This window comes from Pseudomonas sp. (genome assembly GCF_050739775.1).
Classification (GTDB): Bacteria; Pseudomonadota; Gammaproteobacteria; order Pseudomonadales; family Pseudomonadaceae; genus Aquipseudomonas.
In genome coordinates, this window is the sequence record NZ_JBOICA010000015.1 from 29,895 (window position 1) to 51,162 (window position 21,268).

A 21,268-nucleotide genomic window follows, 5' to 3' on the forward strand; every position below is an offset into this window, starting at 1 on the left:
GACGGTGTCGCTACTACCTTGAGTGGGCTTGTTCTGAAGGAGTCGGGCATGCCCACCACTCAATCCTTTTCCTTGCTGCAGGCGCGCCGCCTGGTGTTGTCGGCCCAGGGCTTCGCGGGTCGTGCACCGCGCTCACAGGTCGGTGCCGCTCACCTGCAAAGGGTGTTCGAGCGCCTTGGCGTGGTGCAGATCGATTCGGTCAATGCCCTGGTGCGTTCACATTACCTGCCGCTGTTTTCCCGCCTGGGGGGGTATCCCCAGGCGCTGCTTGACCAGATCGCCTGGGGTCGCAGTCGCCAGCGCAAACTCTTCGAATACTGGGGGCATGAGGCCTCATTGTTGCCCTTGGCACTGTATCCCTTGCTGCGCTGGCGCATGGACCGTGCACGTCAGGGGCAGGGGATCTATCAACAATTGGCACGTTTCGGTCGTGAGCAGCAACCGACCATTGCCCGCGTCCTTTCGGCAGTGACTGACCAAGGCGCCTTGGGCGCCGGCAGCCTGTCGACCCGCGAAGAGCGTGCCGGTCCCTGGTGGGACTGGAGTGCGGAAAAACATGCGCTGGAATGGCTGTTTGCAGCGGGCCTGGTGACCGTGGCCGGGCGGCGTGGCTTCGAGCGTTTGTACGATTTGCCTGAACGGGTCCTGCCGACTGCGCTGTTGCAACAGCCATTGCTCGATGAGGCCCAAGCCCAGCGAGGGTTGTTGTTACGGGCGGCTACTGCCTTGGGGGTGGCTACCGAGAAGGACTTGCGCGACTACTATCGATTGAGCCCGACAGACAGCCGTACGCGCATCGCCGAGTTGCTGGAAGAGGGGCAGTTGCAAGCCTGTTCCGTGCAGGGCTGGTCGCAATCAGCCTACTGCCTGGACAATGTTCGGCTACCGCGCAAGGTCGCCAGCAGCGCGTTGCTGTCGCCCTTCGATTCATTGGTCTGGGAGCGTGAACGCACCGAGCGTTTGTTTGATTTCCGCTACCGGCTGGAGCTCTATACCCCGGCTCACAAACGGGTTTACGGCTATTACGTGCTGCCATTCCTGCACAACGAACGGATTGCCGCGCGGGTCGATTTGCGTGCCGAACGGGCCAGTGATCGCCTGGCAATCCATGCTGTGCATGAAGAAACGCAGGGTCTGGATGAAACCGGGATGCAGGCTTTGGCGGACAGTCTGTGGCGCATGGCCAGTTGGCTTGGCTTGAGCCGGGTGCAACTCAACTGCCCGCGGGCCAGCGCCGCGCGATTGCGCCTGGCGCTGGCCCATAGTGCGCTCAGCGACGGACTTGCTTGAGGGTTTCAGCGATCAGGAAAGCCAGTTCCAGGGACTGATCAGCGTTCATCCGCGGGTCACAGTGCGTGTGGTAGCGATCAGACAGGGCATCTTCGGTGATCGGGCGGGCGCCGCCGATGCATTCGGTGACATTCTGTCCGGTCATTTCGATGTGAATACCACCGGCATGGCTGCCTTCGGCCTGGTGTACCTGGAAGAACTGTTTGACCTCACTGAGGATCTGCGCGAAATCGCGGGTCTTGTAGCCGCTGCTGGCCTTGATGGTGTTGCCGTGCATCGGGTCGGAGCTCCACAGCACCTTGCGCCCTTCGCGTTCGACGCTGCGGATCAGTGCGGGCAGGTGTTCGCCGACCTTGTTGGCGCCCATGCGCACAATCAGGTTGAGGCGGCCGGGGTCGTTGTCCGGGTTGAGCACATCGATCAGGCGGATCAGTTCTTCGGAGTTCATGCTGGGGCCGACCTTGACCCCGATCGGGTTGTTCACTCCGCGCAGGAACTCCACGTGTGCGCCGTCGAGCTGACGGGTGCGATCGCCGATCCAGAGCATATGGGCCGAGCAGTCGTAGTAGTCGTTGGTCAGGCTGTCGCGGCGCACGAAGGCTTCTTCGTAGTTCAGCAGCAGGGCTTCGTGGGCGGTGAAGAAACTGGTTTCACGCAATTGTGGTGAGCTGTCCATGCCACAGGCACGCATAAAGGCCAGGGTTTCGTCGATGCGGTCGGCCAGTTGGCTGTATTTTTCCGCCAGCGCCGAGTTGGCGATGAAGTCCAGGTTCCACTTGTGTACCTGGTGCAGGTCGGCAAAGCCTCCCTGGGCGAAGGCGCGCAGCAGGTTCAGGCTGGCGGTGGACTGATGATAGGCCTGGAGCAGGCGTTCGGGGTCGGGCACCCGGCTTTTTTCGTCGAAGCCGATGCCATTGACGATGTCGCCACGGTAGGCCGGCAGTGTCACCCCGTCGATGGTTTCATCACCCGCCGAGCGCGGCTTGGCAAATTGCCCGGCCATGCGCCCGACCTTGACCACCGGGCAGCCGGCGGCAAAGGTCATGACGATCGCCATTTGCAGCAGTACCTTGAAGGTGTCGCGAATCTTCGCTGCGGAAAACTCGGCGAAACTTTCCGCGCAATCGCCGCCTTGCAGGAGGAATGCCCGGCCCAGGGTGACCTCGGCGAACTGTCGACGCAGCTCGCGGGCCTCGCCAGCGAAGACCAGCGGCGGGTAGCTGGCCAAGGTCTGTTCGACCTTGAGCAAGTGCGCAGGGTCAGGGTAGGTCGGTTGTTGCTGGATCGGCAGGGCGCGCCAGCTGTCAGGACTCCAGGGTTGGTTCATCACGGGCTCGGTCAGGTCGTAAATGGGCTGCCTGCCATGTTAACAGTTGCTGCGCGCCTTGTTGCACTGGCGCCATTGACGGACAATGGCGGTTTTTGCCTTGGGGCAGCGGCGCAAGCCGGGAGACAGCATGACAGTGGAACGGGTGGAGCGGGTGCTGGCCCAGGTGCAGGATCAATACGGCACTATCAGCGTGCTGGAAGTCGAGGACTATCGGTTTCTCGAGTTCGGCGAAGCGATCGAGCAGAGCTGCGTGTTTACTGCCGACCCGAGCTGGCTGGAGTACGACTACACCCGTGCGATGCTGATTGGTGCGCTCTGCCACGCCGAACCCGAGAGTGCGCTGTTCCTCGGCCTGGGCGCGGGCACCTTGACTCAGGCCTGCCTGAAGTTCCTGCCGCTGGAGGACGTCGAGGCCATCGAGTTGCGCCCCGATGTGCCGCGCCTGGCCATCGAGTACCTGGGCCTGGATGACGACCCGCGCCTGTACATCCGTATTGGCGATGCGATGGAGCTGCTCAACACTGCCGAGCCTGCCGACCTGATCTTCGTCGACCTGTATACCGATCACGGTCCGGGTGTCGCTCACCTGGCCTGGCGTTTCCTCGAAGATTGCCAGAAGCGGCTGAATCCCGGTGGCTGGCTGGTGATCAACCAGTGGGCGGGTGATGATGGCAAACCGTTGGGCGCCGCCTTGTTGCGTGGCCTCTATCATCGTCATTACTGGGAACTGCCAGTCAAGGAGGGCAATGTGATCATCATGGTGCCGGCCGACCTTGATCAAGCGCTGGACATGGACGGGCTCAATGCCCGGGCAGAGGCGTTGGCGCCGCGGCTGGGCTACTCGTTGCAACCGTTGATCGGAGCCATTCGCCCGGCCACCTGAGCCGCGCGCTAGAGCGGGCGCAAGAAAAACGATTCAGCCGCCTGCAGCCTTAGCACCCCGGGCCCGTCGTCACGCGGCCTGGCGTAGGGGTGTTGGAATAAAAAAATCTCCCGTGATTTGGGAATTCAGGTATAGTACGCGCCGGTCTTTTACCGGACCTCGTCTAGGTAGTGCAATTCCCCGAAGCCAGCTTCGGCTGCGCGTCCGCCCCGCGGACTCTCCTTGGCGTTCCTTTTTTTCTTCAATCGTTTTCGCAAATCCCCGCCGACAAAGCTGCCAGGGTGACCTTCGGGTCTTACAAGGCATGTGCAGCTTTGGAGCATGGGTCTTTGCGGATGCACTTAGAGGCAGACCCATGACCCAGGAAACCGGCGGCTTCGCCGCTCTCGATCTTCATCCAAGTATTGTTGCCGCCGTTCTGGCTACTGGCTACGAAGAGCCATCGGCCATTCAGCAGCAATCGATCCCGATTATTCTTGCCGGTCATGACATGATCGGTCAGGCGCAGACAGGTACCGGTAAAACCGCCGCCTTCGCTCTGCCAATCCTGCACCGTATCGACCCGAGCAAGCGCGAGCCGCAAGCCCTGATCCTGGCGCCAACCCGTGAGTTGGCGCTGCAAGTAGCCACCGCTTTTGAAACCTACGCCAAGCAGATGCCAGGCGTTACCGTGGTGGCCGTATATGGTGGTGCCCCAATGGGCCCACAACTGAAAGCAATCCGCAACGGCGCGCAAATCGTCGTTGCTACCCCTGGCCGTCTGTGCGACCACCTGCGCCGCGACGAGAAGGTCCTGGCAACCGTCAACCACCTGGTGCTCGACGAAGCCGACGAAATGCTCAAGCTGGGCTTCATGGACGACCTCGAAGTGATCTTCAAGGCCATGCCGGAAACCCGTCAGACTGTGCTGTTCTCCGCGACCCTGCCGGCCTCGATCCGTGCAATCGCTGAACGTCACCTGCGTGATCCGAAGCACGTCAAGATCCAGACCAAGACTCAGACCGTGACTGCCATCGAGCAGGCTCATCTGATGGTCCACGCTGACCAGAAAGTATCCGCTGTCCTGCGCCTGCTGGAAGTGGAAGAGTTCGATGCGCTGATCGCCTTCGTGCGTACCAAGCAAGCGACCCTGGACCTGGCCAGCGCCCTGGAAGCCAAAGGCTACAAGGCTGCCGCACTGAACGGTGACATTGCCCAGAACCAGCGTGAGCGCGTCATCGACTCGCTCAAGGATGGCCGTCTGGACATCGTCGTCGCCACCGACGTCGCTGCCCGTGGTCTGGACGTACCGCGCATCACTCACGTGTTCAACGTTGACATGCCGTACGACCCAGAGTCCTACGTTCACCGTATCGGCCGTACCGGTCGTGCCGGTCGTGAAGGCCGGGCGCTGCTGCTGGTAACCCCGCGTGAGCGTCGCATGCTGCAGGTGATCGAGCGTGTTACCGGGCAGAAAGTTGCCGAAGTTCGTCTGCCAAACGCCCAGGCCGTTCTCGATGCCCGCATCAAGAAGCTGACCAACAGCCTGGCACCGCTGGTTGCTGACGCCGAGTCGACCCATGGTGATCTGCTTGATCGCCTGACTGCCGATATCGGTTGCAGCCCGCGTGCCCTGGCCGCTGCCCTGCTGCGCAAGGCTACCAATGGTCAGGCCCTGACGCTGGAAGCCGTCGAGAAAGAGCAGCCGCTGGTTCCGACCTCCACCCCGCGTGAGCGTACTGGCGACCGTCCAGAGCGTGGCGAGCGTGAGCGTCGTGCACCGATGCCGCTCGGTGAAGGTCGTGCTCGCTGCCGTACCGCGCTGGGCGCGCGTGATGGCATCGCTGCCAAGAACCTGCTTGGCGCCATCCTTAACGAAGGCGGCCTGGCCCGCGAAGCCATCGGTCGCATCCAGGTGCGCGATAGCTTCAGCCTGGTCGAACTGCCGGAAGAAGGTCTGGAGCGTCTGCTGACCAAGCTCAAGGACACCCGCGTTGCCGGTAAGCAGTTGAAGCTGCGCCGCTACCGCGAAGACTGATCCGCGAGCACTAAAAAAATCCCCGACTGTGTCGGGGATTTTTTTTGTCTGCCTGTAGGGGTGGATTAGTCGAACCGATAGATATCCATTCCCAAGGCACCCAGGGTGAAGCCCTGATGGACAATCCCGAACTGCCCACCCGAGCCCCGTGCAAAGTACAACGGCAGCAGATGCTCATCACTCGGATGATTGCGCGCGGCAAACGGCGCCTGGTGCCGGTAGTCGTGCAGGGCGGGGGTATCGCCTGCCGCCAGCTTTTCGATCATCCAGTCACGAAACGCTAAAGCCCAGGGTTCGATGCTTTCCGGGCCGGCATGCCAGTCCAGTTCACCCAGGTTGTGGGTGATGCTGCCCGAGCCGATCAACAGGATGTCTTGTTCACGCAAGCTGGCAAGCGCGCGGCCGACCCGTTCCTGCAGCTTCGGGCCGAGCTGTGTCGGTAGAGAAATCTGCACTACCGGAATATCTGCCTCGGGGTACATCAGCGACAGTGGCACCCAGGTGCCATGGTCAAAGGGTCGTTGTGGGTCGAGGCGGGCTGGCATGCCTGCGGTGCATAGCAACTCAGTGACGCGCAGGGCCAGGGCGGGGTCGCCTGGTGCGGGGTACCGGACGGCATACAGGGCCGCGGGGAAGCCGCCAAAGTCATGCCAGGTGTCCGGTTGCGGGCTGCTGGATACCAGTAGCTCACGGCTTTCCCAGTGCGCTGACACCACCACGATAGCTTTCGGTCGCTCCAGCACTGTTGCCAGGCGCTTCAAGGCCGGGCCGCTGGCGCCTGGCTCCAGGGCGAGCATGGGCGAGCCGTGAGAAATAAACAGGCTGGGCAGCATAAGGGTGCTCCTGAAGTTAAGATGAGCTTATCTTCAGGCAAAGTATTGATCTAAATCTAATATAAGTTTTTGCAGTATTTGATCGATTTTATCGAGGTGAGGCATGCAGGCTGAGTTTTGGCATTCGCGCTGGAAGAACAATCAGATCGGCTTTCATCAGTCCCAGGTCAACGCCTACCTTCAGCGGCACTGGCCAGCGCTGGGCGTGGCGGCGGGGGAGCGGGTGCTTGTGCCGTTGTGCGGCAAGAGCCTGGACATGCTCTGGTTGGCCGGGCAGGGGCTGCAGGTGCTCGCTGTCGAGCTGTCGGAGCGGGCCGTGGAAGACTTCTTCAAGGAACATCAGCTAGAACCGCAGGTGACGCAGAGCGGCCCGTTCAAGGTGTTCCGCTGCGAGGGCATCGAGATCCGTTGTGGTGATTTCTTTGCCTTGACGGCTGAGGACGTCAGTGGCTGCGCCGCCTTGTATGACCGTGCTGCGGTCATCGCCCTGCCAGAGCAGATGCGCAAGCGCTACGTCGCCCATCTGCAGGCGATACTGCCGGTCTCGTCGAAGGGGCTGCTGATCACCCTGGATTACGATCAGTCGCAAATCGACGGGCCGCCGTTTGCCGTTGTCGATGAGGAAGTGCAGGCGCTGTTTGCAGCCTGGCATCCGCTTGAGCTGGCATCGCACGATGTACTGGACGAAAGTCCGAGGTTTCAGCAGGCCGGCGCCAGCCATCTGTTGGAGCGGGTCTACCGGCTGCAACGCTGAAATGAACAAGGGCGACCCTGAAGTCGCCCTTGTTCCTAGCGGTGTTCCTTAGCCGCGACGGCGCAGCGCTTCGATGCGGTCTTCCAGTGGCGGGTGGCTCATCAGCAGGCCGGCCAGGCCCTGCTTGAGGCCGCCGTTGATGCCGAAGGCATTCAGGGTGTCGGGCATGTGCACCGGCACGCCTTGCTCCGAGCGCAGGCGTTGCAGGGCGCCGATCATCGCATTGGTGCCGGCCAGACGGGCACCGGCTTCGTCGGCGCGGTATTCGCGTTTACGCGAGAACCACATGACGATGATGCTGGCAAGGATGCCCAGCACCAGCTCGGCAACGATGGTCGCGATGTAGTAGGCGATGCCCTGGCCTTCTTCGTTCTTGAAGATCACCTTGTCGACAAAGTTGCCGATGATGCGTGCGAAGAACATGACGAAGGTGTTGACCACGCCCTGTACCAGCGCGAGGGTGACCATGTCGCCGTTGGCTACGTGGCCGATCTCGTGGGCCAGTACGGCGCGCACTTCATCGGGCGAGAAGCGCTCCAGCAGGCCCTGGCTGACGGCTACCAGTGCATCGTTGCGGTTCCAGCCGGTGGCGAAGGCGTTGGCCTCGTAGGCCGGGAAGATGCCCACTTCCGGCATCTTGATGCCCGCTTCGCGGGACAGTTCTTCGACGGTCTGCAGCAGCCACTGCTCGTGGCGAGTGCGCGGCTGGCTGATGATCTGGGTGCCGGTGCTCATTTTCGCCATCCACTTGGAGATGAACAGCGAAATCAGCGAGCCGGCAAAGCCGAACACGGCGCAGAAAATCAGCAGCTGGTCGAGCTTGAGGTCAACCCCGTTTGCCGCCATGAACCCATTGAAGCCGAACAGGCTCAAGGTGATGCTGGCAATCAGCACAACCGCAAGGTTGGTGGCTACAAACAGTAAGATGCGCATCATGGTTGTTACGTTCTCCTGACGGATAAAAATGTCACGTATGCGGGGGTATATAAGGTGCGGGCTCCAGCGATTCAACCGGGCGACTATTTCAAACTGTGTACTTGTCTGTATTACAGCCGAATTCCGTCATCCCGCACGCCAGAGCGCAAGGGCTTACAGAGGGAGTGATTGATCTGTAGGGCCTGCGCCGGAAGTGACGCAGGTCTTCCTGGAAGCCTATAGATTACTGCTGATATGTCTTTAGGAAGCTTCCGATACGGCCGATGGCCTGCTCCAGATCGTCGACCCGTGGCAGGGTGACCACGCGGAAGTGATCTGGCCATGGCCAGTTGAAGGCGGTGCCCTGGACGATCAACAGTTTTTCCGAGAGCAGCAGGTCAAGGACAAACTTTTCATCGTTGTGGATCGGGCAGACCTTCGGGTCGATCCGCGGGAAGGCGTAGAGCGCGCCCATGGGTTTGACGCAGCTGACACCGGGAATGTCGTTGAGCAGCTCCCATGTGCGGTTGCGTTGCTCAAGCAGGCGACCCGGTGGCAGGACCAGGTCATTGATGCTCTGGTAGCCGCCCAGGGCGGTCTGGATGGCATGCTGGCTTGGCACGTTGGCGCACAGGCGCATGTTGGCCAGCATGTCGATGCCTTCGATGTAGCTCTGGGCATGCTGTTTGGGTCCGGAGATGGCCAGCCAGCCGGAGCGGAAACCCGCCACTCGGTAGGACTTGGACAAACCGTTGAAGGTCAGGCAGAGCAGGTCCGGGGCCAGCGAAGCGGTGCTGATGTGCACGGCTTCGTCGTACAGGATCTTGTCGTAGATCTCGTCGGAGAACACCACCAGGTTGTGCTGGCGAGCCAGCTCCAGCATGCCCAGCAGCAATTCGCGCGAGTACACCGCACCGGTGGGGTTGTTCGGGTTGATGATCACCAGTGCTTTGGTGTTGGAGGTGATCTTGGCCTTGATGTCATCAAGGTCCGGGAACCAGTCGGCTTGCTCGTCGCACAGGTAATGCACCGGGTTGCCGCCAGCCAGGCTCACCGCTGCGGTCCACAGCGGGTAGTCCGGCGCCGGGATCAATACTTCGTCGCCGTTGTTGAGCAGTGCCTGCATCGACATCACGATGAGCTCGGATACACCGTTGCCCAGGTAAATGTCCTCGATACCGACACCTTCGACCTGCTTCTGCTGGTAATACTGCATCACCGCCTTGCGCGCGCTGAACAGGCCCTTGGAGTCACTGTAGCCCTGGGCGGTCGGCAGATTACGGATCACATCCTGGAGGATTTCGTCCGGCGCTTCGAAACCAAAAGGCGCCGGGTTGCCGATGTTCAGCTTGAGGATGCGGTGGCCTTCCTCTTCCAGGCGTTTGGCGTGCTTGAGCACTGGGCCGCGAATGTCATAGCAGACATTGGCGAGCTTGTTCGATTTGCTGACCTGCATGATGTGATCCCGATTAGAAAAGATCGCCGCGCACTGCGCTGTGAAATCGTTTGAAATGCGTGTAACGCGGGTGCCAGACTGATGTCTGATAAGGCGCAATAATATACGTGCCGACCGCGTTGTGGAAAAGACGCAGCGCGGGGTTTTTAGTCTGCCGAGGCCTGCACATGGAAAAGATAGAGAAAACCCTGGACCAATGGCGTGCGATGCTCGACCCGGAGCAGTACAACGTCTGTCGTCTGAAGGGTACCGAGCGGCCGTTCAGTGGTAAGTACAACGGCACCAGGACGGACGGTGTCTACCATTGTATCTGCTGTAATGCGCCGTTGTTCGACGCGAAGGCCAAGTTCGACTCCGGCTGCGGCTGGCCGAGCTTCTATGAGCCGATCGAGGACCGCGCGATGATCGAGATTCGCGACACCTCCCACGGCATGATCCGTACCGAAGTGACCTGCGCCCAGTGCGATGCGCATCTGGGGCACGTATTTCCCGATGGTCCGCCACCGACCGGGCTACGCTATTGCATCAACTCGGTCTGCCTGGACCTGGTTCCACGCTAATAGAGGAGAAGGGGTCATGGCCGACGCACTGCTGAACATTCCCTGTGTCACCCTGGGCGGTGAGCAGAAGGTCCTGGGGGATTTCCAGGGCAAGGCACTGTTGGTGGTCAATACCGCCAGCCAGTGCGGTTTTACCCCGCAGTACAAGGGACTTGAGCAGCTCTGGCAGCGTTACCGCGAACGTGGACTGGTGGTGGTGGGCTTTCCCTGCAACCAGTTCGGCAAGCAGGAGCCGGGTGATGCCCAGGAAATCGCCCAGTTCTGCGAGAGCAATTTCGGCGTCAGTTTTCCGCTGTTTCGCAAGATCGAGGTCAATGGCACAGGCGCCCACCCCTTGTTCGTCGAACTGAAAATGCGCGCCCCCGGCCTGCTCGGATCACAAAAGATAAAATGGAATTTCACCAAGTTCCTCGTCGACCTGGCCAGTGGCAAAGTCACTCGTTATGCGCCGAGCACCAAGCCTGAAGCGCTGACCGCTTCGATCGAGAAGCTGCTCAGGTAGTTGTCAGCGGTACCCAGTGATCGATCAGGGCCAGCAGCTCTTCGCGCCGGAAGGGCTTGGCCAGGTAGTCGTTCATGCCCGCTGCCCGGCAGCGCTCACGCTCTTCGGGCATGGCGTTGGCGGTCAGGGCGACGATTGGCAGGTTTGGCCAGCGCCCGCTCTGGCGAATTCTGCGGCTGGCCTCATAGCCGTCCATGACTGGCATGTTGCAATCCATCAGCACCAGGTCGAAGGATGTGTACTCCAGCTGCTCCAGTGCATCGGCGCCATGGGCGGCAATGTTCACTTCGCAACCGAGCTTGGCCAACATGCCCTTGGCCACCAACTGGTTCACCGGGTTGTCTTCCACCAGCAGGATACGTGCGCGGCGTTGGTTGTGCAGGGTACCCTTTTGTGCGCTCGGGTCGATGCTGTCAGTACCGTGCAGCGTGCGTCGCAGGGTCTGGTACAGGGCATTGCGCGCCAGTGGCCGGGCCTGCTGTTGCAGGGGGGCCAAGTGCACGGCCTGTTCGCCTGGGAGAAAATTGCCGTAGGCGGTCACCAGCAAAATAGGTGCCTGAATTTGCGGGCGAAGATTGAGCAGGCTGTCCAGGTCGTCGGTAATCAACAGGTCGGGGGTAGCGTTGCTCAGTTCATCGGGGTGGTCGTAGCGCCGGTAGTCCAGCCCCCAGTCAGGGAGCAGGGTCTGCAAGAGCTCGGTCAGGCCACTGTTGGCATTGCTCAGGGCGGCGATGCTGCCGTACAGGCGTTCTGCGGGGACGGCCGGGGAGTGGCAGGGCAGGGGCAGCTCAGCGCTGAACTGGCTGCCGAAGCCGGCTTGCGAACTGATGCTCAGGCGGCCCTGCATGGCCTCGCAGAGGTTGTTGGTCAGCGCCAGCCCCAGGCCCGTACCGCCGTATTGACGGGTAATACCGGCACCGGCCTGGATGAAGGGCTGGAAAATTCGTACCTGGGCTTCGTGGGGGATGCCGATGCCAGTGTCGCAGACATCCAGGCGCACGCTGCCGGCGTAGGCGCGCAGGCGGGCATCAACGCGACCGAAGCGGGTGAACTTGAGGGCGTTGGACAGTAGGTTGCTGACGATCTGTCGTACGCGGGTGGGGTCGCCCAGGACCATGGCGGGAAACTGTGGGTCGATCAGGCAGGTCAGCTCGACACTGGGGGCTGCGTTCTGTGACAGCAGGTTGGCGGTGTCCTCGACCAAGGCGCCAAGGTCGAAGGGGATGCGTTCAAGTTCCAGTTGACCGGCGTCGAACTTGGACAGGTCGAGGATGTCGTTGAGCAGCTCCACCAGCACCTTGCCTGAGTCGTGGGCAATGGACAGCTGTTGGCGCTGTTCAGCGTTGAGCGGGCTGTCCAGAGAGAGTGCGATCATCCCCAGCAGACCATTGAGCGGTGTGCGGATCTCATGGCTCATGTTGGCCAGGAAGGCAGCCCGTGCCTGGGCCATGTCCAAGGCCCGCCGCCGTGCAGCCTCCAGTTCCTCGTTGGATTGACTCAGGCGGGTGTTGCTGGCCTTGAGTTCATTGGTGCGTGCCGAAACGATGTCTTCCAGCTCGTTGAGGTAATCGGTCAGGCGATTTTCGGCGTTGCGCCGTTGCTGGATTTCGGTGGACATGCTGACGAACTGCTGATTGGCAACCTTGACCAGCACGCCGATTTCATCGTGCTCATGGCCGGGCGGGAACGACAGTTTCGACTGTTCCGGTTGGCGTGAGTTGCGGTTGGCCAGGGCGCTGATCACGCGCACTAGGGGGTGGGTCAGCATGAAATAGAACAGCGCCAGGAGGATGCCGGTGAGGATCAAACTGCGCATGAAGCCATTGAGCAGCGTGACTTCGGCGCGCTTGAGAAAGCGGCTGCCAAAGGCGAAGGTGTCGACTTCCAGGTACAGGCTGCCGAGGTAATCGTCGGGCATTTGGCCGAGAAACAGCTGATCCTGGAAGTGCCGACTTTCACCGAACAGAAAGTCGCTGATCAGGCGGTAGCTGCTTTCTTCACGTGGTCGCTGAACATCGGCCAGCACCGTATCGTTGTTGTCGATCAGTCGTGCCCGGGTGATCGCCGGAGATTGCAGCAAGCCGCCCGTCAGCTCCTGGGCCAGTTCTGCGTCGATGTTGTAGGCGATCCGTGCGGCCGGGTTGTGACTGATTTGCAGCAGTGCCTGCATCTCGCGGTTGATGGAGGCGTCTTCGCTGGCATAATCGATACCGATCTGGATGAGACTGAGCAATGTACCCAGGATGAAGCCGACCAGGACTGTCAGCCGGGCTTGCTTGTAGGACAGGCGATTGGTGAACTTGATATCCATGAGTCCCGAGCCAGTTTCACATTCCGTGCGCTGCGCAAGCATAGCCGATCAGTCCCGGCTGCTGGCACGCCCTGTCACACATTCAGCAATGCCGTTGTCCTTGAATCTGTCTTGAGGAGCTGTTGTGGACTCTCGTTTGAATACTTTCCTGGAGCGTGCCGAAACCGTGCTCGCCCGCCTCGAACCCTTGTTGCCGGCACCCCGCCCGCAGATCGACTGGAACCACTGCCTGGCCGCGCGCTGGCAGCGCGATGGCCGTAGCGGTTTTCTGTTGCCGCTGGAGGTCAGCCTGGATATGCGTCTGTCGGACCTGATCGGGGTTGACCAGCAGCGCGAGCAACTGGGGCGCAACACCCGCCAGTTCCTTGATGGCATGCCCGCCAACCATGCGTTGCTGTGGGGCTCGCGCGGCACCGGCAAGTCTTCGCTGGTGCGTGCGTTGCTGGCCGAGCATGCCAAGGCGGGCCTGCGTCTAATTGAAATCGAACGCGATCATCTGGCCGACCTGCCGCGGGTGGTGGAGCAACTGAGCAGACTGCCCCAGCGTTTCGTGTTGTTCTGTGACGACCTGTCGTTCGAAGCCGGGGAGGGTGATTACCGGGTGCTCAAGAGCGTGCTCGATGGCTCGCTGGAGCAGGCACCGGACAACGTGCTGTTGTACGCCACCTCGAACCGTCGGCACCTGGTGCCGGAAAAGCAGAGCGACAACGAAAACTGGAAGATGGTCGACGGCGAGTTGCATCCCAATGAGGCGGTGGAAGACAAGATAGCCCTGTCCGATCGGTTCGGTTTGTGGCTGTCGTTCTATCCCTTCACCCAGGAGCATTTCCTCAATGTGGTGGAGCACTGGGTCGGCCAGTTGGCCAGCTCCGCAGGATTGACTTGGCAGCGAGATGAAGCGCTGGACATACTCGCCGTGCGTTGGGCCACTGGCCGCGGTAACCGTAATGGCCGTTGTGCCTATCAGTTCGCTCGTTATTGGGTGGGACTGCAACTGTTGGAGCAAAAAAGATGATCGACCTTAATGCCTCCGGCGCCGGCCTTGAGGGCTACGGCCTGTTGGCGGCACAGCTGGAAGCCCTGTTTGCCGATGAGCGCGACTTCATTGCCAATGCTGCGCAATTTTCGGCCTTTCTCTATAGCCAGGTCGAAGACCTGAATTGGGCCGGCTTTTACCTCAACCGTAATGAAGAGCTGGTGCTGGGGCCTTTCCAGGGGCAGGTCGCCTGTGTGCGGATTCCATTCGGTCGTGGTGTGTGTGGCGCGGCGGTGGCCAGTCGTGAAACCCAGCGAGTCGAAGACGTGCATGCGTTCCCGGGACATATCGCCTGCGATAGCGCATCGAACAGTGAGCTGGTGATTCCGCTGGTCAAGGAGGGGCGCCTGATTGGTGTGCTGGATCTGGACAGCCCGAAGCTGGCGCGCTTCAGTGAGGCGGATCAGGTGGGGTTGGAGCGCTTGGCGGCAATCTTCCTGCGGTTGACCGACTGCTGAAGCAACAGCAACTGCCTGTAGGAGCGGGCTTGCCCCGCGATTGGGATCTTCTGGGCCCCAATCCATCGCGGGGCAAGCCCGCTCCTACACCCGTATCAGTCGTAGATGACTTTCTTCTTCCAGTCTTCGGTTGTATCAGTCTTCAGGCCTTCGGTTAGCTCGTTCACTTCGTCTTCGGCAGGCTCAAGCTGGCTCAACACTTGGGCATTGGCCCGGGCCAGCAGTTTGTCCATGTACTCGAGTTGCTCGCGATACACGGCAGGGTCCGGTTGCTTGCGCAGGTACTGGACACCGCGCTCGAAGGCCAGGCGCGCATGTCCTGGTTGATTCTGCTGCAGCGCCTGCTGGCCCAGGTTATTGAAGAACTCGATGTGCAGCAGCACCAGGATGTGGCGAATTTCCTTGACCCAGTACTTGGCCTCATTGGTTGGTAGAAAGCCTTCTTGAGCCGCTCGGGTAATCTGGTTGTGCATGCCTTCAAGCAGAAAGCGTACATCCTTGGCCCGGGCTTCTGTCTGGATTGGCGCGGGAGGATTGTTGACCGTAATGGCTTCACCCTTGGCGATCAGGCCTTCAAGTTCGGCAATGCGCGCACGGATATTGCGGCTATTTTTATCCAGGGCCAGTTGGCGCTGGTTGAGGTTGAGTTCGAGGCGGGTCAGCAGCAGCTTCAGGGCTGGGGTCATCAGCTGGCCGGGGAAGGTCTCGGTGATCTCGCCACAACGACGCAAGCGCTCGGCCAGTTCGATCTTCAGCCGGGCACGCTCGAGCTTGTTGTTCTCGACCACATTGTTGAGGTAGCCGATCACGATCAATAACGCGATCCCCGCCACTATAAGCAGGGTGATCATAAGTGGTGTCACCGTTAACGCCTCATACAGGATGATTTACCATTTGAGTGTAGTGGCTAAGCTTTTGGCCGGATAGAGCTGTTTGGCGGTTGTCAGGGGCTCCCTGATGGCATTTTGCTTGTAGATTGCCGCAGCCATAGGGGTTTCAGCCAGGGCAGGCCGACAGAAAATAAACGTCAAGGTTCAGTCGCGTAAAATCGTCTACAGCCTCGCAAAGCACTGGGAAGTCATTGATTTAAATAAATTTATACAGAGGGGTTGACGGGTTGCCAAAGCATCCCTAGAATGCGCGCCACTTGCAGCGTAAAGCACACAGCGAAGCGCGGCAGGGAGTGAATGTTGTAGTGTGTCCCCTTCGTCTAGTGGCCTAGGACACCGCCCTTTCACGGCGGTAACAGGGGTTCGAGTCCCCTAGGGGACGCCAATGCGGGAATAGCTCAGTTGGTAGAGCACGACCTTGCCAAGGTCGGGGTCGCGAGTTCGAGTCTCGTTTCCCGCTCCAGTTTACAAAGGCTTTGCTTAACGGCGGGGCTTGTAAAATCCAGGGTATGATACTGATGGTCTTATTCTGGTAACTGAAACATGTAATGCATGTTTTGGGCGTCGTCCCCTTCGTCTAGTGGCCTAGGACACCGCCCTTTCACGGCGGTAACAGGGGTTCGAGTCCCCTAGGGGACGCCATTTTTGCGGGAATAGCTCAGTTGGTAGAGCACGACCTTGCCAAGGTCGGGGTCGCGAGTTCGAGTCTCGTTTCCCGCTCCAGATTTGGTGCTGTAGCGTTGGCGCGCTGCAGGCTTGGGAAGGAAGGGCGTCAGCCCTTTTTTTCTGTCCGGTCTTCCGGGTGCTTCAATTTGCGGGAATAGCTCAGTTGGTAGAGCACGACCTTGCCAAGGTCGGGGTCGCGAGTTCGAGTCTCGTTTCCCGCTCCAAACAAAAAACGCCGTTCAATTGAACGGCGTTTTTTTTTGCCTGGATAGAATTGAGGCGAACTTCCTTGCCAGGTTCTTCGTTGTTCTGGGCGTAGTTTGCTTTGTTGCTGCGAGCTGGATGGCTGTTTCTCCAGTGGTAACCATCTATGTAAGATCCGTACCTCTAAAGGTTGGAGCGTTTGATGTCGGCTCGCAGATTTCGAGGCGCTGTGTCAGCATGTTTTGGGGTAGAATGGCAGGAATTTCGGCTCGCGCCTGCGGTAAACGCATTGCAACAGATGTTCTGTGATGGCGGTGGTCTGTGCCAGAGCCCAGGTCGCAAGCTTCGCCTCGCTATGTAAAGCTGCAAGACACTCCTTTATCAGCCAAAGCAAGATGCCAACGGCTCCTAAATGTGTTGCTGTCAATCCCGCCCCTGGCTTTTAATTTTTGTAGATATGGTCAATACCACAACAGGCAAAAGGACGCCGCAATGAAGCTTCTCATGATCACCAACTGCCCTGAGGTGGCTCGTTTCGCCATCGCAAGTGGGGTGGATCGCATTTTCGTTGATACCGAGATTCTTGGTAAAGAGGCGCGGCAAGGACACCTGAATACAGTCATCAGCCGCCATACCTTGGATGATGTTCGCCGTGTGCGGTCGTCTGTTCCTGCTGGGCGCCTGCTTGTGCGTATCAATCCAGTACACCCGGATATCCAGGCCGAGGTCGATCAAGCGATCGAGGCTGGTGCGGACATTCTGATGCTACCCATGTTTCGCACGCCCAATGAGGTGAAAACCTTCGTTGACGCGGTAGATGGGCGGGCGCGTTGCAGTCTGCTGGTCGAAACTGTTGCCGCGGCGAATTCGCTTCGCGAATGTGTGCAGGTTCAAGGGGTGGATGAGGTTCATATCGGCTTGAATGACCTTCATCTGGAGCAGGGGCTGGACTTCATGTTCGAGCTTCTGGCCAACGGCATGGTCGATGGCTTGGCGCAAATATTGCGCGAGGTCGGCATGCCTTTTGGTATTGGCGGCGTGGCACGGGTTGGAGAGGGCATGCTGCCGGCCGAGCTGTTGATGGCCGAGCATGTTCGACTGGGCTCCAGCGCTGCGATCCTGTCGCGAACCTTCCATCGCGACGCAAAGTCCCTGGCGGACATTCAGGAACAGATGGACTTTGCCGGCGAGGTTCGCAAACTGCGTGAGGTGTACGAGCAGTTCTTGCGGGCTGAACCGGCACAGTTGCAGGCAGCGCACCAGACCGTACAGCGGAACGTCGGTGCCATCGTGACGTCGATTCGGGCCCGAAGAGCGAATGTCTGAATCATGACCCATGCTCAGCGTAGTTTGCTTGGTGCCGGGTTGTTCTTGAGTGTGGCGCTGCTGGCGGGACGTCTGGCGGGCTTCGGGCGGGAGGTGCTGCTGGCCTCGTCGCTCGGCCTTTCCGATCAGGCGGATATAGCCATCGTGCTGTTGACTGTGCCGGACCTGCTGGTCAACCTTTTGCTGTCCGGTGGTATCGGCGTTGCCTTGGTGCCTGCCTTGCGTGCGGCCACCGCTGCGCAGGCCGGTGCCTTGTTCAGGCAGGCTTCGCTGGTCATTGGTGCAGGCTTTGCGGTGCTCGGGCTGCTTTTCGCAACGTTTCCATCGCTCTGGTTTGGGTTGTTGGCGCCTGGCGTGGAGGGGGCGACCCACTGGCTCGAAAACTGGATGATCTACGTCATTGCCGCTGCCATTCCACTGTCGGCGCTCTCGGGCGTGACCACGGCGGCACTCAATGCCAGCGACCGATTCTTTGTCGCGGGTTGCGGTACATTGATTTTCAATCTATGCGTGATTGGCGCCCTGATCTTGGCGACGTTTAAGGCCGACGGCTACCTGGCATTGTTGTGTGTCGGCATTCTGTTTGGTGCGTTGTTGCGTTGGGCCAGCCAATGGTGCGGTCTGCAGGTGGGGCGGGCGCAGGTGGGTGAGCCCCATCAAGGCTGGTTGCTAGGCCGTAACCTGGCGCGTGGTTTCATGGCTGGGCTGGCGTCGGCATCATTGCTGGTTCTTGTGCCGGTGGTATTGCGTGCGGGGGCCTCATGGTTGGGCAAGGGGGAACTCGCCGCGTTCAATTATGCGATCAAGCTGGTCGAGTTGCCGCTCGGCATTCTGATCACAACACTCGCCACTGTAGCTTTCCCCAGGCTCAGCGAGGCCCATGACCGGCAGGACACAGCGCAATTCGAGGGGATTCTGGTTTCGGCCCTGCAGCGTTCTCTGGTGCTGTCGGTCGCTGTGGTGATGTGCGGTTGGCCGTTCATCGACGCAGTGGTGGCCGTATTGTTCGGTTCGGGGCGCGTGGGGAGCGAGGGGCAGATGCACATTGCCGCGCTGGCGCAGATCGCCCTGCTTAGCGTCCCTTGGGTAGGGGTCGCGGGGCTGGCCACGGCCGCGCTGAATGCACGTCGGCAGCCTGGGGTAGTGCTGCGCCGTACCATCGTCGTCATGCTGCTCTTTCCGTTGCTGTGCATTCCAGGCGTGTGGATGAACGACCCGTTGCTGCTGATGTGGTCTTTGCCGGCGTTCCACGCGATCCTTGCTCTCAGTCTGATTGCAGCCGTCGGCGCTCGAAGCCTGAGGCCAGGCCTGGGCAAGTCGTGTAGTATTCTGACGTGCGTACTTGCTATGGCTGGTGTGGTGCTGGCTGGCGTCGCGGTCGATGTGTTCTGGCTCAAACCGGGTGCTGCGTTGTTGATAGGCCCCGTAGTCTTTTGGCGGGTGCTGTTGGCTGGGCTGGTATTTGCCGTTGCAGTCGCTGCAGGTTTATATACATTTCGCTCTGCCAAGAGGAGCGGGGAATAACATGAAAAGGCTTTTCGATATATTCTGCGCTGCTGCAGCTATTGTGGTGCTGTCTCCTATTTTGTTAGGCGTAGCGCTCGCCATCTACTTCTCGGATTTCGGCCCTGTACTGTTCAAGCAGCGTCGTGTCGGACGTGGGGGGCGTGAATTCTGCATCTACAAGTTCCGCAGCATGGTCATCAATGCCGAGCGCCTCGGCGGATATTCCACTGCGGACGGTGATCCTCGAATTACCCGTGTCGGGAAGTTCATCCGGCGTACCAGCCTGGATGAGCTGCCGCAGCTGTTCAACGTATTGTTGGGTGACATGAGTGTAGTCGGGCCGCGACCGGATGTTCCGGCGCAACGGTCGCTCTACACCGATGAGGAGTGGCGTATCCGCCATAGCGTTCGACCTGGTATTACCGGTCTTGCACAGGCCACGCTGCGTTCTGCGGCCACTGAAGCGCAACGCAAGCAGATGGACCTGCATTATGCCGAGCACGTCTCGCTCCTAAAGGATTTTGAAATTATCTTTTTGACGTTCAAACAGGTTTTCGGAAAGGGCGGCAACTGACATGTGCGGGATTTTTGGATATTTTCACCGTGGGGAGAAGTCCCTGTCTCGCGAAACGTTGCGCGCCATGGGCGATGCAATCCAGCACCGGGGGCCGGATGACCAGGGTGTGTTCAGTGCGCCAGGGGTTGCTCTGGGCAACCAGCGTCTGTCGATCATTGACCTGGCTGGCGGACATCAACCGTTCATTTCGGACGATGGTCAGATCGTCGTGGTCCAGAATGGCGAAATCTTCAACCACCTCGAGTTGGCCCAGGAACTTGCCGGTACCGCTCATGCATGCCGAACGCATTCCGACACTGAAGTACTCCTGCGCCTGTACGAGCGTGAAGGGATCTCCTTCATAAACAAACTCAACGGTATGTTCGCCATCGCCATCTACGATGCCCGCGAGCAGGCCATGTACCTGGTACGCGACAGGATCGGCGTAAAGCCGCTGTATGTACACGATGACGGTGCACAGCTGACGTTTGGCTCGGAGATCAAGTCGTTGCTCAAGGGCGGGATGCCGCGTCCTGCGATGGACGAGGAGGCGTTGCACCATTATCTGACCTTCAACTACGTGCCGGCGCCGTTCACGATGTATCAGGGTGTGCGTCACCTGATGCCGGGGCACCTGATGAAGGTGACTCGCACTGGCGTCCAGGTTTCACGCTGGTGGGATCTGGCGGCAATCCAGCCTGTGCACGGGCGGAGCGAAGAGGACTGGATCGAAGAGTTCAACGCGATACTCGACGATGCGGTGCGCTTGCGTCTGCGCTGCGACGTGCCGTTTGGCGCATTCCTGTCTGGCGGTGTGGATTCCAGCACCATCGTTGGATTGATGGCTCGACACATGAAGGAGCCGGTGAAAACCTTCTGCATCGGTTTTGATGACCCGCGCTACGACGAGTCTGCCTATGCACAGGAGGCGGCCGAGCGTTTCGGTGCGCAACACACCATGGAGCGTGTCGAGCCCGACATGCTGGATCTGTGGCCAATGGCAACCTACCATTGCGATCAGCCGCATGGCGATGTGTCGTTTTTACCGACTTATCGTGTCTCCGCGTTGGCGGCCAAGCAGGTCAAGGTGGTACTCACCGGCGACGGCGGTGACGAGCTATTTGCCGGTTACGATAAGCACCGGGATTTCTTTGCCGCACCTGAAGCGGCGTCCTGGAGTGACGAAGAGTTCCAGCGTCGCTACTTCGACAGTATCTCGCTGTTCACCCACGCAGGCAAACAGGCGCTCTACACGCCAGAGCGGGCGCATCGTCTGGCACAAGTGGACTCCTTCGAGGTCGCCGCGCCGTACTTCAAGGCTGTTGCCCATCAGGACCGTATCAACCAGGCACTTTATCTGGATATGCAGCTGTTGCTGAGCGGTAATAACCTGGTCAAGCCGGACCGCATGGGCATGGCTGTTTCGCTGGAGGCACGTACCCCGTTTCTGGACTACCGCATGATGGAATTTGCATTCCGTATGCCGGGCTCGCTCAAGCTCAAGGACGGTGTTACCAAGTACCTTTACAAGAAAGCGGTTGCACCGTTGATTGGTGAGAATCTGGCTTACCGCAAGAAGCAGATGTTCACGGTACCGGTCGGCGAGTGGTTCAAGACAAGCAAGGCTCAGTATTGCCGTGAAAACATGCCAACGCAGATTTTCGAGCCTTCGGCCATGGCGCGGATGAATGACGCGCATATCAAGGGTACAGAGAACCGGACCAGAGAGATTCGTGCGCTGATTGCATTGAGTCACTGGCAAAAGGAATGCTAGC

17 protein-coding genes, 5 tRNA genes and 1 pseudogene are annotated in these 21,268 nt (G+C 59.8%); 17 read left to right on the forward strand and 6 right to left on the reverse strand.

Going from position 1 to position 21,268, the window contains the following annotated elements:
• The first annotated feature begins 48 nt into the window (after positions 1-48).
• Positions 49-1,290, forward strand: a complete 1,242-nt coding sequence (locus ACRESH_RS09940; protein ID WP_431741829.1) for a winged helix-turn-helix domain-containing protein — start codon at positions 49-51, stop codon at positions 1,288-1,290.
• On the opposite strand, the gene ACRESH_RS09945 is transcribed toward ACRESH_RS09940, so the two are convergent.
• Positions 1,271-2,617 carry a class II 3-deoxy-7-phosphoheptulonate synthase gene (locus tag ACRESH_RS09945; RefSeq protein ID WP_431741830.1) on the reverse strand — a complete coding sequence of 449 codons (1,347 nt, stop codon included), beginning with the start codon at positions 2,615-2,617 and terminating at the stop codon, positions 1,271-1,273. The genes ACRESH_RS09940 and ACRESH_RS09945 overlap by 20 nt on opposite strands.
• 130 nt (positions 2,618-2,747) lie before the next feature.
• Here ACRESH_RS09945 and ACRESH_RS09950 point away from each other — a divergent pair, with 130 nt between their 5' ends.
• Both ACRESH_RS09950 and ACRESH_RS09955 read left to right on the forward strand, forming a co-directional pair.
• Positions 2,748-3,503, forward strand: a complete 756-nt coding sequence (locus tag ACRESH_RS09950) for a spermidine synthase (RefSeq protein WP_431741831.1) — start codon at positions 2,748-2,750, stop codon at positions 3,501-3,503.
• A 321-nt stretch (positions 3,504-3,824) separates the two neighbouring features.
• Positions 3,825-5,520 (forward strand): annotated as a pseudogene (locus tag ACRESH_RS09955) (DEAD/DEAH box helicase).
• Between the two features lie 65 nt (positions 5,521-5,585).
• Here ACRESH_RS09955 and ACRESH_RS09960 read toward each other — a convergent pair.
• Positions 5,586-6,353: a DODA-type extradiol aromatic ring-opening family dioxygenase gene (locus tag ACRESH_RS09960; RefSeq protein WP_431741832.1), complete on the reverse strand. Its 768-nt coding sequence runs from the start codon at positions 6,351-6,353 to the stop codon at positions 5,586-5,588.
• A 103-nt stretch (positions 6,354-6,456) separates the two neighbouring features.
• On the opposite strand from ACRESH_RS09960, the gene ACRESH_RS09965 reads away from it, so the two are divergent.
• The gene (locus ACRESH_RS09965; protein WP_431741833.1) at positions 6,457-7,107 is read left to right on the forward strand and encodes a thiopurine S-methyltransferase; all 651 of its coding nucleotides are present in this window, start codon (positions 6,457-6,459) and stop codon (positions 7,105-7,107) included.
• A gap of 48 nt (positions 7,108-7,155) precedes the next feature.
• Here the strand turns inward: ACRESH_RS09965 and htpX are convergent, their stop codons facing one another.
• Together htpX and ACRESH_RS09975 are read right to left on the reverse strand one after the other, a co-directional pair.
• On the reverse strand, positions 7,156-8,043 hold the full coding sequence (htpX, locus tag ACRESH_RS09970) for a protease HtpX (protein ID WP_130265684.1): 888 nt from the start codon (positions 8,041-8,043) through the stop codon (positions 7,156-7,158).
• Positions 8,044-8,266: 223 nt separating this feature from the next.
• Positions 8,267-9,478: a pyridoxal phosphate-dependent aminotransferase gene (locus ACRESH_RS09975; protein ID WP_431741834.1), complete on the reverse strand. Its 1,212-nt coding sequence runs from the start codon at positions 9,476-9,478 to the stop codon at positions 8,267-8,269.
• Positions 9,479-9,645: 167 nt separating this feature from the next.
• On the opposite strand from ACRESH_RS09975, the gene msrB reads away from it, so the two are divergent.
• Positions 9,646-10,038 carry a peptide-methionine (R)-S-oxide reductase MsrB gene (gene msrB, locus ACRESH_RS09980; RefSeq protein WP_431741835.1) on the forward strand — a complete coding sequence of 131 codons (393 nt, stop codon included), beginning with the start codon at positions 9,646-9,648 and terminating at the stop codon, positions 10,036-10,038.
• A gap of 16 nt (positions 10,039-10,054) precedes the next feature.
• On the forward strand, positions 10,055-10,540 hold the full coding sequence (locus ACRESH_RS09985) for a glutathione peroxidase (RefSeq protein ID WP_431741836.1): 486 nt from the start codon (positions 10,055-10,057) through the stop codon (positions 10,538-10,540).
• On the opposite strand, the gene ACRESH_RS09990 is transcribed toward ACRESH_RS09985, so the two are convergent.
• Complete coding sequence (locus ACRESH_RS09990; protein ID WP_431741837.1) at positions 10,533-12,893, reverse strand: response regulator; 2,361 nt, start codon at positions 12,891-12,893, stop codon at positions 10,533-10,535. The two genes, ACRESH_RS09985 and ACRESH_RS09990, sit on opposite strands and share 8 nt — an antisense overlap.
• An 82-nt stretch (positions 12,894-12,975) precedes the next feature.
• On the opposite strand from ACRESH_RS09990, the gene ACRESH_RS09995 reads away from it, so the two are divergent.
• Positions 12,976-13,866 (forward strand): ATP-binding protein, encoded by an 891-nt coding sequence (locus tag ACRESH_RS09995; protein WP_431741838.1) that lies wholly within the window; start codon positions 12,976-12,978, stop codon positions 13,864-13,866.
• Entirely contained in the window at positions 13,863-14,345 is a 483-nt protein-coding gene (locus ACRESH_RS10000; RefSeq protein ID WP_431741839.1) for a GAF domain-containing protein, read from the forward strand. Before ACRESH_RS09995 ends, ACRESH_RS10000 begins: the two co-directional genes overlap by 4 nt.
• 95 nt (positions 14,346-14,440) lie before the next feature.
• Here the strand turns inward: ACRESH_RS10000 and ACRESH_RS10005 are convergent, their stop codons facing one another.
• Positions 14,441-15,208: a hypothetical protein gene (locus ACRESH_RS10005; RefSeq protein WP_431741840.1), complete on the reverse strand. Its 768-nt coding sequence runs from the start codon at positions 15,206-15,208 to the stop codon at positions 14,441-14,443.
• 336 nt (positions 15,209-15,544) lie between these two features.
• Here ACRESH_RS10005 and ACRESH_RS10010 point away from each other — a divergent pair.
• From ACRESH_RS10010 to asnB, 9 genes are all read left to right on the forward strand, one after another.
• Positions 15,545-15,620 (forward strand) — tRNA-Glu (locus ACRESH_RS10010).
• A gap of 2 nt (positions 15,621-15,622) precedes the next feature.
• A tRNA-Gly gene (locus tag ACRESH_RS10015) sits at positions 15,623-15,698 on the forward strand.
• 103 nt (positions 15,699-15,801) lie between these two features.
• Positions 15,802-15,877 (forward strand) — tRNA-Glu (locus tag ACRESH_RS10020).
• A 5-nt stretch (positions 15,878-15,882) separates the two neighbouring features.
• Positions 15,883-15,958, forward strand: a tRNA-Gly gene (locus tag ACRESH_RS10025).
• Between the two features lie 91 nt (positions 15,959-16,049).
• A tRNA-Gly gene (locus ACRESH_RS10030) sits at positions 16,050-16,125 on the forward strand.
• A gap of 472 nt (positions 16,126-16,597) precedes the next feature.
• Positions 16,598-17,431, forward strand: a complete 834-nt coding sequence (locus ACRESH_RS10035) for an aldolase/citrate lyase family protein (protein ID WP_431741841.1) — start codon at positions 16,598-16,600, stop codon at positions 17,429-17,431.
• A gap of 51 nt (positions 17,432-17,482) precedes the next feature.
• Complete coding sequence (gene murJ / locus ACRESH_RS10040; RefSeq protein ID WP_431741888.1) at positions 17,483-18,955, forward strand: murein biosynthesis integral membrane protein MurJ; 1,473 nt, start codon at positions 17,483-17,485, stop codon at positions 18,953-18,955.
• 1 nt (position 18,956) lies between these two features.
• A complete protein-coding gene (locus tag ACRESH_RS10045; protein WP_431741842.1) occupies positions 18,957-19,511 on the forward strand; it encodes a sugar transferase in 555 nt (184 codons plus the stop codon).
• Position 19,512: 1 nt separating this feature from the next.
• A complete protein-coding gene (asnB, locus tag ACRESH_RS10050; RefSeq protein ID WP_431741843.1) occupies positions 19,513-21,267 on the forward strand; it encodes an asparagine synthase (glutamine-hydrolyzing) in 1,755 nt (584 codons plus the stop codon).
• The last annotated feature ends 1 nt before the right edge of the window (position 21,268 follow it).